Raw genomic sequence first — 13,262 nt, forward strand, 5'->3', positions numbered from 1 at the left:
ACGACTACAACAACGTCAGGCCGCATTCCTCGCTGGGGAACAGAACACCAGCAGAAGCGCCCCGGACGCTTGAGCTACTTGATGGCAACGCGCCCGGCGCGCTTGCCACACCGGAAACCGACCGCTATCAACCCCAAGGACTCTCGTTATGAACGAGCGACGACCGGGGGGCAGGTCATACATTAGGTGAGGGACTTCGCGGGGGCAGGTCAAAGGCTGGGAGGTCAGCATCAAGATGGTCTACAATGTCTATAGAGCGTTAGGTTGCAGCTGCGGAACAAAACCCCTAAGCGAGTGAAGGCTAAACTGCGTGACGACCGTGCGGAAGCCGTCGGGTCCCAAAGCCAGCTGGTCATGGACAAAGTCCATCGCCCAGGCAGCGGTTGCAATATCGTGGCGAAGATGTGGTCCGAACGTTGGAACGGATTTGCATGAAGGTCTCAAAAAGCTGCGGATCCTGACCATCGTCGACACGCATTCCCGCTATTGCCCGGCACCGGTTATGCCTGGCTCCTGCGCACCTGGCCTGACCTGCGGCCGATTGCTTCTCAAACTTCGCCACCTTGCCATGAGACTAAAACAACTCCCGGTCCGGGATCACGGGGCAAGGTCACCGAGGCGCATGGCCGGCGACGAAGAGCGCCACGCGAGTCGCGAGGTAATCCTCCAACGCCGCGGGAGCGAGCGGGGGCATCATCAGAAGCGCGCGGCGTTGCAGCCCCGTCAGGACCATATCCACGAAAAGGCTGCCCGCGGCAGCGCAGTTCTCGACATGCAGATCTCCGCGGGCGGCGCGCAATTGCAGGTAATCACCGATGGTGGTCGCCGATCTGGCGGGGCCGGCCTCGTAAATCTTGCGCGCAAGCTCGGGAAATTTCTCGCCCGCGCCGATCATCACGCGGATTGCCGCGAGAATTTGGGGGCGCAGCAAAGTCTCAAGCATCTGGCGCGCGATTTCACGCAATTCCTGCTCGACGCTTCCGGTTCCGGTTCCGATGCGGCGGACGGTTTCCTGCAACCGGCTACATTCCTCGGTCACTAGGGCCTCGAACATGGTCTCCTTATTGTCGAAATAGACATAAAGCGTTCCCTTCGAGACCTTTGCCGCGCTGGCGATATCCTGCATCGAAGCGCCCTCGAAGCCCTTTGACAGGAACATCTGCCGTGCGCCGTCCAGAATTTGCTGGCGCTTGGGGTTTTCCTCGCCCGGTACGACCGGCCGTTCATCGCTCATGTCGCGGTTTTCCAAACTCTGTGATCCTGATCCGCATTCAATGCAAAAACACCCGCTGCGGCAAGCGACCATACCATTGACCGAACGGTTCGGTCAATGGTATGGTGCTTCTGCCTCGAGAGGCGGATTCGCGCATTCGCGCATCGGGCGTTTCCCGGAAGGGAACCCCACAACGAGCGGCGCGCTGCAGAAAGGCCGGATCATGGCAGCCAAGGACGATATGGGCGCGCAAGCGCAGGCTGGGGCAGAGACCCCAAAGGCAGGCAAGGCCAAGCGGGTGCTATTGCTGATCGGCGCCGCTGTGCTTGCCTTTTCGGGCTATGCGGGCTGGGGCTGGTACAGTCACGGCCGCTTTCACGAGGAAACCGATGACGCCTATCTTCAGGCCGATCTGATCACCTTGCAGGCGCGGGCGACGGGCTATGTCTCGGAACTGCTGATTGCCCCGAATGCTCCCGTCGCCAAGGGCCAGCTCATCGCCCGGATCGATCCCGAGGATCAACTTCTGGCCCTGGAACGCGCGCGCAATACGCTTGCCAGCGCGAATTCGGCGGTCAGCCAGATCGAGGCGCAGATCGTCTCGAACCGCGCCGCGATCGCGCAGGCCGATGCCTCTCTTGCCGCGGCCGAGGCCACGAATGACGGCGCGCAGAAAGCCTATCACCGGGCGAAAGAACTGAAATCCTCGTCGGCGGGAACGCAGGCCGCGCTGGACGCCGCTGAAGCGACCGCGAAATCGGCCGCTGCCCAGGTCCGCATGGCGCAATCCGCCATCGCCCAAAGCCAGGCCGAGTTGAGCGTGCTGCAAGCCCGCGGCGAAAGCGCCCGGCTGGAGATCCGTGCGGCGCAGACCGCCATCCGTCAGGCCGAGCGTGACCTGGAATTCACCGAGATCCGCGCGCCCTTTGCCGGCATCCTGACCGAAAGGCAGATCGAACCGGGCTCTTTCGTGACATCCGGAACCCGGATCGGCACGCTGGTCCCGGTGGCCGACATCTATGTCGAGGCGAATTTCAAGGAAACCCAGATCGCAGAGGTCAAGCCCGGAGCCGAGGTCTTGGTCACCGTGGATGCCTGGCCGGATCATCCCTTGCGGGGCAGGGTCGAAAGCTTGACGGCAGGGACGGGGCAGGTCTTCAGCCTGCTGCCATCTTCGAATGCCACAGGCAATTTTACCAAGATCGTGCAGCGCGTTCCGGTTCGGATCTCGATCGATGACAAGGACCGCGCTTTGCTGCCCTTGCGCCCCGGCATGTCCGTTATCGTCTCGGTCGATATCCGCACCGGCCTGGACGAGGAGCCGGCGGTGTCGCCGCAGAGCCCCCCCGCCGAAACGCCCGAAGCTCCGGCCGTCAGCCAGCGCGAGGGCGGGGCGCTGAAGACCCTCGCCCGTAGCGGAGGCTGACCATGGCGGCCCAGGCAGGGGCCATCTCGGGCCCGGCAGCGGAGGATCAGGACCGGATCGACCCGCGCCGCCTTGTCACCTTCCTACTGATGGTGCTGGGCATGTTCATGGCGATCCTGGATATCCAGATCGTCTCGGCCTCGTTGCCCGAAATTCAGTCCGGGCTGGCAGCTTCGGGCGACGAGATCCCGTGGATCCAGACCTCGTATCTGATTGCCGAGGTCATCATGATCCCGCTTTCGGGCTATCTGTCGCGCATGCTCTCGACGCGCTGGCTCTTTACCATTTCCTCGGCGGGTTTCACGCTGATGAGCCTGATGTGCGCCATGTCCAGCTCGATCGGCGAGATGATCCTGTGGCGCACGCTGCAGGGCTTCCTTGGCGGCGCGATGATCCCGACGGTCTTTGCCTGCGCCTATACGATCTTTCCGCGCTCGAAGATGCATATCGTCTCGCCCATGATCGGGCTTGTCGCGACGCTGGCCCCGACCGTCGGACCGACGCTCGGCGGCTATCTGACCGAATTCATGAGCTGGCACTGGCTGTTCCTGATCAATGTCATTCCCGGCATCATTGTCACGGTTGCCGCCTTTACCCTGATCGATTTCGACAAGCCCGACCTGAGCCTTTTCAACCGCTTCGACTGGCTGGGATTCATCGGTCTCGCGCTTTTCCTGGGCTCGATGGAATATGTCCTGGAAGAAGGCGCCAAAGAGGACTGGTTCGCCGACGAGTTCATCGTCCTGATGACCGCAATGATGGTGCTGGGCGGTTTTCTGTTCTTTTGGCGCGCCTTCACGGCCGAAGAGCCGGTGGTCCGGCTCGATGCCTTTGCCGACAAGAATTTCGTGATGGGATCGCTTTTTTCCTTTGGGCTGGGGATCGGACTTTACGGGCTGATCTATATCTTTCCGGTCTATCTGTCCGGGGTCCGGGGCTACAATTCGCTGCAGATCGGCGAGACCATGATGATCTCGGGGATCTCGATGTTCCTGACCGCGCCGATTGCGGGACGTTTCTCGCGCAGTGCCGATCCGCGGATCATGATGGGGATCGGGCTGGTGATGTTTGCCGCAAGCTGCTGGATGATGACCGGGCTGACCGAGGATTGGGATTATTGGGAGATCTTTCTGCCGCAGATCCTGCGCGGTGTGTCTCTGATGCTCTGCATGGTTCCGGTGTCGAACATTGCGCTGGGAATGCTGCCGCCGGACAAGGTCAAGAACGCCTCGGGCCTGTTCAACCTGACGCGCAATCTGGGGGGCGCGGTCGGACTGGCGCTGATCAACACGATCCTGTCCAATCGCGAGGATTTCCACTTTTCCCGACTGGCCGAGGGGGTGACCGCGGGCAATGCGAGTGCGATGGAAAGCATCGGCACATTGTCCCGGATCTATTCCGAGCTGGGCCAGGCCGCCGAGGGCGCGGCGCTCGCGACGATCAATGGCATGGTCCGCCTTCAGGCCGTGGTCATGTCGCTGGCCGATATCTTTGTCCTTCTGACCGGGATCTTCCTTGGCCTCGGGGCGCTCTTGCTATTCGTCGAGAAGCCGGCAGCGGCAGGCGGAGGCGGCGGGGGGCACTGAGCCGTCACCGCGGGCTTGCTCCTTGCTACCGGATCATCGCATTACTCGGGCGATGCGGGCAGATGAGGACAGCCAGATGTCGAACCAACATTCATGGGGCAGCGCCAAGGCGCCGGATCGGGACTGGCTGATCGCGCAGGCCCACCGGCTATGGGATTTCCATGCGGCGGGCCTGGATCCCAGCGGCGGTTTCCGCACGCTGGACCTGACCGGCCAGCCACTTGCCGATACACCGCGCGGGCAGGGGGCCGAGCGTGCCCTGCATGATGTCTGCCGTATGATCCATTCCTATGCGCTGGCCGTTCACGCCGGTCATCCGCAGGGCCGCGCCATCGTCGATCACGGCATGAACTGGCTGTTCGACCGTCAGTATGATCCGGTGCATGACGGCTTCTGGTGGTCGGTGGACGATGCCGGCCCGGTGGATTCGCGCAAGCAGGCTTACGGGCATGCCTTCGTGCTGCTTGCGGCGGCCTCGGCGCATCGCGCGGGCCATCCCCGCGCGACGGAACTGCGCGACCTTGCGCTGGATGCGCTGATGGGACGGTTCTGGGACAAAGATCATGGCGCGGTCAGCGACACGTTCGAGGCGGATTGGTCCGACGGGCTGGATTATCGCGGGCAGAATGCCAATATGCACCTGACCGAGGCGCTGCTGGCCGCCCATGCCGCCTGGGGGGATCCGGATCATCTGGCCGCGGCGCTCGGGATTGCCGAGCGACTCATCAACCGCCACGCCCGAGATGCCGGCTGGGTCGTGCCCGAGCATTTCACCCGCGACTGGCGCGAGGATCCCGATTTCGACGGTGACGCCATGTTCCGTCCCTCGGGGACCACGCCGGGCCATGCTCTGGAATGGAGCCGTCTCGTTCTGGAATTGTGGCAGCGCAACGGGCGGCGGGATGACTGGATGCCCGAAGCGGCCGAGGGCCTGTTCCGACGCGCCTTCGAACTGGGCTGGCTGCCCGATGGAGGCTTTGCCTATACGCTCGACAATTCGGGTGCGGTCTCGCGGGATTGGCGCCTGTGGTGGCCCTGCGCCGAGGCAATCGCGGCCGCGGCGACGCTGGATGAATGTCGCCCTGATCCCTGGTTCCGCGCGCGTTGTGCCGAGGTCTGGGACTTCACCGATCGCTTCCTGATCGACCACAAGCATGGCGGCTGGTTCCATCAGATCGACGCGCAGGGCCGCCCTGCCACAGGTGTCTTTGCCGGCAAACCCGACATCTATCACGCGCTTCAAGCCTGCCTGATCCCGGCGGGCATGATGTGGCCGGTTCCGGGCTGAGGCCCGGATCGCGCTTCAGCGGCGCGGCTGCAACAGTGCAAGTGCCGATTGTGGCCGGGGGCTAGGTGACTTCCCGGCCAATTGCTAGCATCCATTGCAATTGCCGACGAATCGTTGGCCTGACCCGGCCGGCGCGCCGGGCATTCGTCGGAAGACCGCCTCACTGAAACCAAGTGGAAAGGTTGACTGCCATGACTTCATTCGCGAACGCATTCGGCCTTTTGACGGGGCTTGCGCTGGCCGCGACGGCGGCCTCGGCGCAGGATTCCGAGGATCTTGCCAAGCAGCTCTCGAACCCTGTCGCCTCGCTCATCAGCGTCCCGTTCCAGCTGAACCATGATAGTGGATACGGGCCGAACGATGGCGACCGCACGGTCCTGAACTTCCAACCGGTCATCCCGATCTCGCTCAATGCGGATTGGAACGTGATCTCGCGGACGATCGTCCCCTTCGTCTGGCAAGACGACATCGCCGGGGATTCGGGCAGCCAATCGGGGCTTGGCGATACCGTCGCGAGCTTCTTCTTTTCGCCCAAAGAGCCCGGCCCGGGCGGCTTGATCTGGGGCGTGGGCCCGGTCTTCCTGCTGCCTACCGCGACGGATGAATTGCTGGGTGGCGAGAAATGGGGCATCGGCCCGACCGCGGTCGTGCTGAAGCAAAGCGGTCCCTGGACGCTGGGCGGGCTTGCCAACCATATCTGGTCCGTCGCCGGCGAAGACGATCGCTCGGATGTCAGCTCGACCTTCCTGCAGCCCTTCGTCACCTATACCACGCCGACCTCCTGGACCTTCTCGCTGAATACCGAGAGCACCTATGACTGGAAAGCCGAGGAATGGAGTGTGCCGATCAACATGGCGGTCTCGAAGTTGACCAAGTTGAATGGCCGCCCGGTGCAGTTTCAGCTTGGTGCGCGCTACTGGGCGGATGCACCCGAAAATGCCGCCGACGATTGGGGCATGCGCGCCGCAGTGGTCTTCCTCTATCCCAAAGGCTGACCGCCGGAACCGACGCAATGAAACAGGATTGCTCATGCTGCGACGCAGTATGAGCAATCTGTGACAAAGTATTTACATACCGAGCCCTTCAAGATAGCCTTTGCTCAGGATTGAAGCGATTCTGAGACCGATGTGACCGATTTCGAGCGCCAGGAAAAAATCGTCATGCTGCTCGATGAGCGACCTTTTGCATCGGTGCGTGACCTTCAGCACCTGATCGGTGTCTCGGGCGCGACGATCCGGCGCGATATCGAAAAGCTCAACGAGGCGGGTCGGGCCCGCAAGGTCTATGGCGGGGTCGCCGCAGTCGAACGGGGCGTCCGCGCCGCCTCTCTGCCTTTCGTCGAAAATCGCGACATTGCCGTCGCCGCCAAGCGCGCCATCGCCCGCGAGGCCGAAAAGCTGGTGCAGGACGGCAGTTCCATCATCGTCCATGCCGGGTCGACCTGCTTCCATTTCGGCTGTCGCATCGCCCATCGCAACCTGCGCGTCTATACGAACTCGCTGCCGCTGGCCTCGTATCTGGGTGAGCACGGCACCTGCCAATTGACCGTCGGCGGCGGCGACCTGCATCGCGAGCCGGGGCTGCTTTACGATGTCGCGACGACCAGCCACCGTTTCTATGCGGCGCAATTCTTTGTGGGCGCGCTGGGGATCAGCGAGCAGGGTATCCTGGAACAGCATCCGCTGCTTGTGCGGCTCTGCGACGAGATGAGCCGGACGGCTTCCGAGGTGATCCTCCTGGCCGACAGCCGCAAGTTCTCGGTTCATCCGCCGACCGTCGCCCTGCCATTCTCGCGGATCGCCCGCGTCGTGACCGATGACGGCCTGTCGGACGCCCATGCAAGGATGCTCGAACGCGCGGGCGTCGAAATCACCATCGCCCAGATCGAGAGGGAACAATGAGCCAAAGCCCGATCCTCGAGATGCGCAACATCTCCAAGACCTTCGGCGCAGTTCGCGCGCTCAAGGATGTCAGCCTGACCGTCCTGCCGGGCGAGCTGCACGCCCTGATGGGCGAGAATGGCGCGGGCAAGTCGACGCTGATGAAGATCCTCTCGGGCGCCTATATCGCCGACCCGGGCGGCACGGTCATCATCGAGGGCAAGTCCCGCGAAGAAGCCGCGGGCAGCGTTGCGGTGATCTATCAGGAACTGTCGCTCGCGCCCAATCTCACGGTCGCCCAAAACATGTTCCTTGGCCGCGAGATCGCCAGCCGCGGCGTGCTGAACCGCCGCGCCGCGCTGGAACGGGCCCAGCCCATCCTTGATCGGCTGGGCGTCCATTTCAGCGCACAGACGATGGTGAGCGACCTGTCGCTTGGCGAAAGACAAATGGTCGAGATCGCCCGCGCCCTGACCACCGATGCCCGGCTGATCGTCATGGACGAGCCCACGACCTCGCTTTCCGCGCGAGAGACCGAGCGACTTTTCGAAGTCATCGCCCGTCTGAAATCCCACGGCATCGCGATCATCTATATCAGCCACCGCATGGAAGAGGTCTATGCCCTGGCCGACCGCTGCTCGGTGCTGCGCGACGGCGTCTATATCGGCACGCTGGATCGCTCGGACCTGTCGGCGCAGCGGCTCGTGTCGATGATGGTCGGGCGCGATCTGGACAGCTTCTACAAGAAGGAACATCTCGCCTCGCCCGATCACAGCGGCACGCCGCTTTTCTCGGTGCGCGACATGTCCGATGGCGGGCTGGTCAAGGGCTGTTCCTTCGATCTTTTCCGCGGCGAGGTTCTGGGCATCGCCGGTCTTGTCGGCTCGGGCCGGACGGAACTGGCCCGGCTGATCTATGGCGCGGATGCCCGCATCAGCGGCACGGTCGCGATCGACGGCCAGCCGGTCGATACGTCGAGCCCGCGCGCCGCACTCGCATCGGGCATTGCCTATCTGACCGAAGATCGCAAAAAGCTCGGCCTGTTCCTCGACATGTCAATCCTTGAAAACGTCAATATCGGCGTGATCGAGAAGGACGCGAAATCCGGCGGGCGGCTGGATTTCCGCGCCGCCGCGCGGCGTGCGAATGACGCGATCAAATCGCTTGCGGTCAAGGCCCCCCATGCCCGCATGCCCGTCGGCGGGCTGTCGGGTGGCAACCAGCAGAAGGTGCTGATCGCGCGGCTTCTGGAAACCGGGCCCAAGGTCGTGATCCTTGACGAGCCCACCCGCGGCGTCGATGTCGGCGCCAAATCCGAAATCTACAAGCTGATCGACGGGCTGGCCCGCAAGGGCGTCGGCGTCATCATGATCTCGAGCGAACTGCCCGAGATCATCGGCGTCTCGGACCGCGTGCTGGTCATGCGCGAAGGCCATATCGCCGGGCAGGTTCCCGCCCAGCCCGGAGAGGCGATCAGTCAAGAGGCCATCATGGAGCTTTCGACCGGCTCGGTTTCCGAACCCGCCCCGGCCCAGGAAGGAGCAATGCAATGACAGATACGAATACCGCCCCAACCTCGGCCGCCGCCAAGCAGCGCCTCCGCAGCATGATGAGCGTGGTCGGCATGTTGCCGGTGCTGATCCTGCTGGCCATCGTCTTCGAGATGATGAGCGGGCGCTTCATGAGCGTGAACAATATCTCGAACGTGATGCAGCAGGCCTCGATCAATATCGTTCTGGCCTCGGGCATGACCTTCGTCATCCTGACCGGGGGGATTGACCTGTCGGTCGGCTCGATCCTAGCGACCTCGGCCATGGTCGCGGTGATCGTCTCGCTGCTTCCCGGAATCGGCTGGCTCGGCGTTCCTGCCGCGATGGGCGTGGGCCTGGCCTGCGGCCTCGCCAATGGCATCCTGATCTCGGCATTGCGATTGCCACCCTTTATCGTGACGCTGGGCTCATTGACCGCGGTGCGGGGGATTGCACGACTTCTCGGCAATGACACGACGGTGTTCAATGCGGATCTGCCCTTTGACGTGATCGGAAATGGCAGCCTGTTCGGGATCCCCTGGCTCGCGATCATCGCCGTGGCCGTGGTGCTCTTGTCCTGGTTCATCCTCAAACGCACCGTGCTGGGCACCTGGATCTACGCCACCGGCGGCAACCCCGAGGCGGCGCGCCTGACCGGGATCAAGGTCCCGCTGGTGCTGCTCTTCGTCTATGGCGTCTCGGGGCTTTTCGCCGGGCTGGGTGGGGCCATGGCGGCTGCCCGGCTTTACGCCGCGAACGGGCTGCAACTGGGCCAAGCCTATGAGCTTGACGCGATCGCCGCGGTGATCCTTGGCGGCACGAGCTTTGTCGGCGGCGTCGGCTCGATCTGGGGCACACTGATCGGCGCGCTGATCATCGCCGTCCTGTCGAACGGGCTGATCCTGATCGGCGTGTCGGATATCTGGCAATATATCGTCAAGGGCCTCGTCATCATCGCCGCCGTGGCGCTGGATCGCTACCGCCAGACCGGCGCGCGCACCTGATCGAATTTCCAACAACGCATATAATGGGAGGGAACCTCATGCGTTTCGCGAAAACCCTGGCTTCGGCCATCGCGCTGGCTGCTGTCTCGGCAGTGCCTGTCGCGGCAAAAGAACTCAACAGCATCGGCATTTCGGTCGGTCTCTTGGGCAACCCCTTCTTCGTCGCCACCATCAAGGGCATCGAGGACGCGGCCAAGAAAATCAATCCCGACGTCAAGGTCACCTCGGTTTCGGCCGATTACGACCTGAACAAGCAGGTCGGCCAGATCGACAGCTTCATCGCCGCGGGCGTTGATATCATCATGCTGAACGCGGTCGATGCCGCCGCCATCGCACCCGCGGTCAAGCGTGCGCGGGACGCGGGCGTCGTCGTCGCGGCCTTTGACGTCTCGGCCCCCGGCGCGGATGTCACGGTCATGACCAACAACGTCCAGGCCGGCGAAAAGGCCTGCGCCTATATCGCCGAACATCTGGGCGGCAAGGGAGACGTGGTCATCGTGAATGGCCCGGCCTCGTCCTCGATCCTCGACCGGGTCAAGGGCTGCAAGGACGAGTTCGCCAAGCATCCCGAGATCAAGATCCTGTCGGACGACCAGAACGCCCAGGGCTCGCGCGATGGAGGCATGAATGTCGGCCAGACCCTGTTGACCCGCTTTGACAAGATCGACGGCGTCTTCGCGATCAACGATCCGACCGGGATCGGCTTTGCGCTTGCCGCCAAGCAGGCGAACCGCAGCGAATTCATCATTACCGCGGTCGATGGCGCGCCGGATATCGAGGGCGAACTGAAATCGGGCGACGGGCTGATCAAGGCCTCGGCCTCGCAGGATCCCTATACCATGGCGGGCCAGGCGCTCGACCTTGGCTACAAGGTGCTGCAGGGCGAAAAGCCCGCCGAAGACACCGTCCTGCTCGAGCCCGAGCTGATCACCAAGGACAACATCGAAGGCTATCAGGGCTGGACCGCCGCCCGCTAAGGCCCCTGGGCCGCGCGACTGACCCCGCGCGGCCCGTTCCGTTATCTGCAAGGCACTTCCCCATGACTGACCAATCCCTCCGCAATGCCGTTTTGCAGGCCAATCTGGACACGGTCCGGTACGGGCTGGTGCTCTCGACCTTCGGCAATGCCAGCGGCATCGACCGCGATGCGGGGCGCATCCTGATCAAGCCGAGCGGCGTGCCTTACGACAGCCTGACCGCCGAAGACATGGTGCCCTGCGGCCTAGACGGGCGGGCGCTGGACAATCGGCTGCGGCCTTCGTCGGATCTTGCGACCCATGCCGCGCTTTATCGCGCGTTCGGAGGCATCGGCGCGGTCATTCATACCCATTCGACCTATGCCACGATCATGGCGCAGGCCCGCCGCCCGATCCCGGCCTTGGGCACGACCCATGCCGATTACTTTTACGGCACGATCCCGGTCACCCGCGACCTGACCCCCGAAGAGATCGCCGAAGATTACGTCCTGAAGACCGGCGAGGTCATTGTCGAGACCTTCGCGGGCACCGATCCCTTGAGCATTCCCGCCGTGCTGGTCGCGGGCCATGGCCCCTTTGTCTGGGGCCGCACGCCCGACGAGGCGGTGCATAATGCGGTCATCCTCGAAGAAGTCGCACGCATGGCCTGGCATGTCATGGCGCTGAATCCCGATCCGCAACCGATCTCGCAGGCGCTGCTGGACCGCCACTATCTGCGCAAGCATGGCGCGCAGGCGACCTACGGGCAGGGGAACTGAACATGATCGTCGCCGGTGTCGATTTCGGCACGCTCAGCGTGCGCGTGACCCTGATGGAAACCGAGACCGGCGCGACGCTGGCCGGCGCGACCGCGGGCTATCCGCTCAAGCGCAGCGCCGCCGATCCGCATCTGGGCGGGCAGGCCCATGCCGATCACATGGAGGGCCTTGCCCGCGCCATGCGCGAGGCGGTGGCCAAGGCCGGGATTCGTGGCGATCAGGTCGCGGCCCTGGCCTGCGACACCACCGGCTCCAGCGTGGTCATGGTGGACAAGGACCTGCAGCCGCTCGCAGATTACTACCTTTGGTGCGACCATCGCGCCCATCGAGAGGCCGCCGAGATCACCGCGCTGGGCCGCGCCGAGGGGCTCGAGGCGCTCGACTGGTGCGGCGGGACCTATTCGCATGAATGGGGCTATGCCAAGGTTCTGCATTTCCTGCGCAGCAACCCGGAATTGCGAGGCCGCTTCGCCACCGCGCTTGAGCATTGCGACATGGTCGCAGCGACGCTGTGCGGGATCACCGAACCTGAGGCCCTGCCGCGCAGCATCTGCGCTGCCGGTCATAAATGGATGTATGGCGCCCGCTGGGGCGGCTTGCCGCCGCAGGATTTTCTGAGCCGGGTCGATCCGCTGTTCGACGGGATCAATGAAAAGCTCGCCGGGCGCTTCGTCACCTCGGACGCGATCGCAGGGTATCTTTCGCCGGAATGGGCCGAGAAACTGGGCCTGAAAGCGGGCATTCCGGTCCCGGTCGGGGCCTTCGATGCGCATTGGGACGCAATCGGGGCAGGCGCGCGGCCGGGCGATATCGTCAACGTCGTCGGGACCTCGACCTGCATCATCGCCATGGGGCCGGCGGAATTCCCGCCTGTTCCGGGACTTTGCGGCGTCGTGCCGGGCAGCGTTTTGCCGGGTTGGGCAGGGATCGAGGCCGGGCAATCCGCCACCGGCGACGTCTTCGAGGCCATCGCGAAACGCGCGGGCAGCGATGTCGCGACGCTTTGTGCGGGGCTTGAAACCATGCCGCCGGGCGGCAGCGGGTTGATGCGGATCAATTGGGACAATGGCGACCGGACGGTTCTGGTGCGCTCGGATCTGGGTGCGGTGACGCTGGGCTGGGACCTGAACCATAGCGCGGCCGACGAGATGCATGCGGCCATCGAGGGCATGGCCATGCATGTCCGCATCATCACCGAACGCATCGAAAGCGGCGGCGCGCCGACCGCGCGCATCGTCAATGCCGGGGGCATTCCACAAAAGAACGATGTCCTGAACCAGGTCTATGCCGATGTGTTGAACCGCGAGGTGCATGTGCCCGCGGTCTCGCCCGTGGGAACGGGGGCTTGCATCTTTGCCGCCGTCGCCGCCGGGGCTTTCGAAAGCTTCGATGCCGCCCAGAAGGTGCTTTGCCCTCCGAGCCGGGTCTTTGTCCCGCGACCCGAGACGCGGGCAGCTTATGACACGCTCTTCGCGCTTTTCCGCGCGCTTTATTTCGGATTTGGCGAGGGCAGGCCGGTCGATCTGGCGGCGGTTCTGCCGCAGCTTCGCGCCAATCGGCTGGCCAAGGCGGGCCGCGGCTAGAAATTTTTTCTCTGCTGC

The 13,262-nt window shown here is 63.7% G+C and carries 11 protein-coding genes and 2 pseudogenes; 12 read left to right on the forward strand and 1 reads right to left on the reverse strand.

The window, feature by feature from the left end; genetic code table 11:
* Both ESZ60_RS16480 and ESZ60_RS21880 read left to right on the forward strand, forming a co-directional pair.
* Positions 1 to 152, forward strand: a pseudogene (locus ESZ60_RS16480) (IS3 family transposase); the annotation flags it as partial.
* 59 nt (positions 153 to 211) lie between these two features.
* Positions 212 to 493: pseudogene (locus tag ESZ60_RS21880) on the forward strand (hypothetical protein); the annotation flags it as partial.
* 117 nt (positions 494 to 610) lie between these two features.
* On the opposite strand, the gene ESZ60_RS16485 reads toward ESZ60_RS21880, so the two are convergent.
* On the reverse strand, positions 611 to 1,234 hold the full coding sequence (locus ESZ60_RS16485; protein ID WP_134681818.1) for a TetR/AcrR family transcriptional regulator: 624 nt from the start codon (positions 1,232 to 1,234) through the stop codon (positions 611 to 613).
* A gap of 202 nt (positions 1,235 to 1,436) precedes the next feature.
* On the opposite strand from ESZ60_RS16485, the gene ESZ60_RS16490 reads away from it, so the two are divergent.
* The 10 genes from ESZ60_RS16490 to ESZ60_RS16535 all read left to right on the forward strand — a co-directional run bounded on the left by ESZ60_RS16490 (position 1,437) and on the right by ESZ60_RS16535 (position 13,244).
* Positions 1,437 to 2,639: an HlyD family secretion protein gene (locus tag ESZ60_RS16490; protein WP_245155741.1), complete on the forward strand. Its 1,203-nt coding sequence runs from the start codon at positions 1,437 to 1,439 to the stop codon at positions 2,637 to 2,639.
* Between the two features lie 2 nt (positions 2,640 to 2,641).
* A complete protein-coding gene (locus tag ESZ60_RS16495; protein ID WP_134681819.1) occupies positions 2,642 to 4,225 on the forward strand; it encodes a DHA2 family efflux MFS transporter permease subunit in 1,584 nt (527 codons plus the stop codon).
* Between the two features lie 76 nt (positions 4,226 to 4,301).
* A complete protein-coding gene (locus ESZ60_RS16500; protein WP_134681820.1) occupies positions 4,302 to 5,513 on the forward strand; it encodes an AGE family epimerase/isomerase in 1,212 nt (403 codons plus the stop codon).
* 191 nt (positions 5,514 to 5,704) lie between these two features.
* Positions 5,705 to 6,508 (forward strand): transporter family protein, encoded by an 804-nt coding sequence (locus ESZ60_RS16505; protein WP_134681821.1) that lies wholly within the window; start codon positions 5,705 to 5,707, stop codon positions 6,506 to 6,508.
* A 132-nt stretch (positions 6,509 to 6,640) separates the two neighbouring features.
* Positions 6,641 to 7,414 (forward strand): DeoR/GlpR family DNA-binding transcription regulator, encoded by a 774-nt coding sequence (locus ESZ60_RS16510; protein ID WP_134681822.1) that lies wholly within the window; start codon positions 6,641 to 6,643, stop codon positions 7,412 to 7,414.
* Positions 7,411 to 8,946 (forward strand): sugar ABC transporter ATP-binding protein, encoded by a 1,536-nt coding sequence (locus ESZ60_RS16515; RefSeq protein WP_134681823.1) that lies wholly within the window; start codon positions 7,411 to 7,413, stop codon positions 8,944 to 8,946. Before ESZ60_RS16510 ends, ESZ60_RS16515 begins: the two co-directional genes overlap by 4 nt.
* The gene (locus ESZ60_RS16520; protein WP_134681824.1) at positions 8,943 to 9,926 is read left to right on the forward strand and encodes an ABC transporter permease subunit; all 984 of its coding nucleotides are present in this window, start codon (positions 8,943 to 8,945) and stop codon (positions 9,924 to 9,926) included. Before ESZ60_RS16515 ends, ESZ60_RS16520 begins: the two co-directional genes overlap by 4 nt.
* A gap of 38 nt (positions 9,927 to 9,964) precedes the next feature.
* A complete protein-coding gene (locus tag ESZ60_RS16525; RefSeq protein ID WP_134681825.1) occupies positions 9,965 to 10,903 on the forward strand; it encodes an ABC transporter substrate-binding protein in 939 nt (312 codons plus the stop codon).
* Positions 10,904 to 10,965: 62 nt separating this feature from the next.
* On the forward strand, positions 10,966 to 11,661 hold the full coding sequence (gene araD / locus ESZ60_RS16530; protein WP_134681826.1) for an L-ribulose-5-phosphate 4-epimerase AraD: 696 nt from the start codon (positions 10,966 to 10,968) through the stop codon (positions 11,659 to 11,661).
* A 2-nt stretch (positions 11,662 to 11,663) separates the two neighbouring features.
* Positions 11,664 to 13,244, forward strand: a complete 1,581-nt coding sequence (locus ESZ60_RS16535; RefSeq protein WP_134681827.1) for a ribulokinase — start codon at positions 11,664 to 11,666, stop codon at positions 13,242 to 13,244.
* Positions 13,245 to 13,262 lie beyond the last annotated feature (18 nt).

Source organism: Paracoccus ravus (assembly GCF_004522175.1).
Taxonomy (GTDB): Bacteria; Pseudomonadota; Alphaproteobacteria; order Rhodobacterales; family Rhodobacteraceae; genus Paracoccus; species Paracoccus ravus.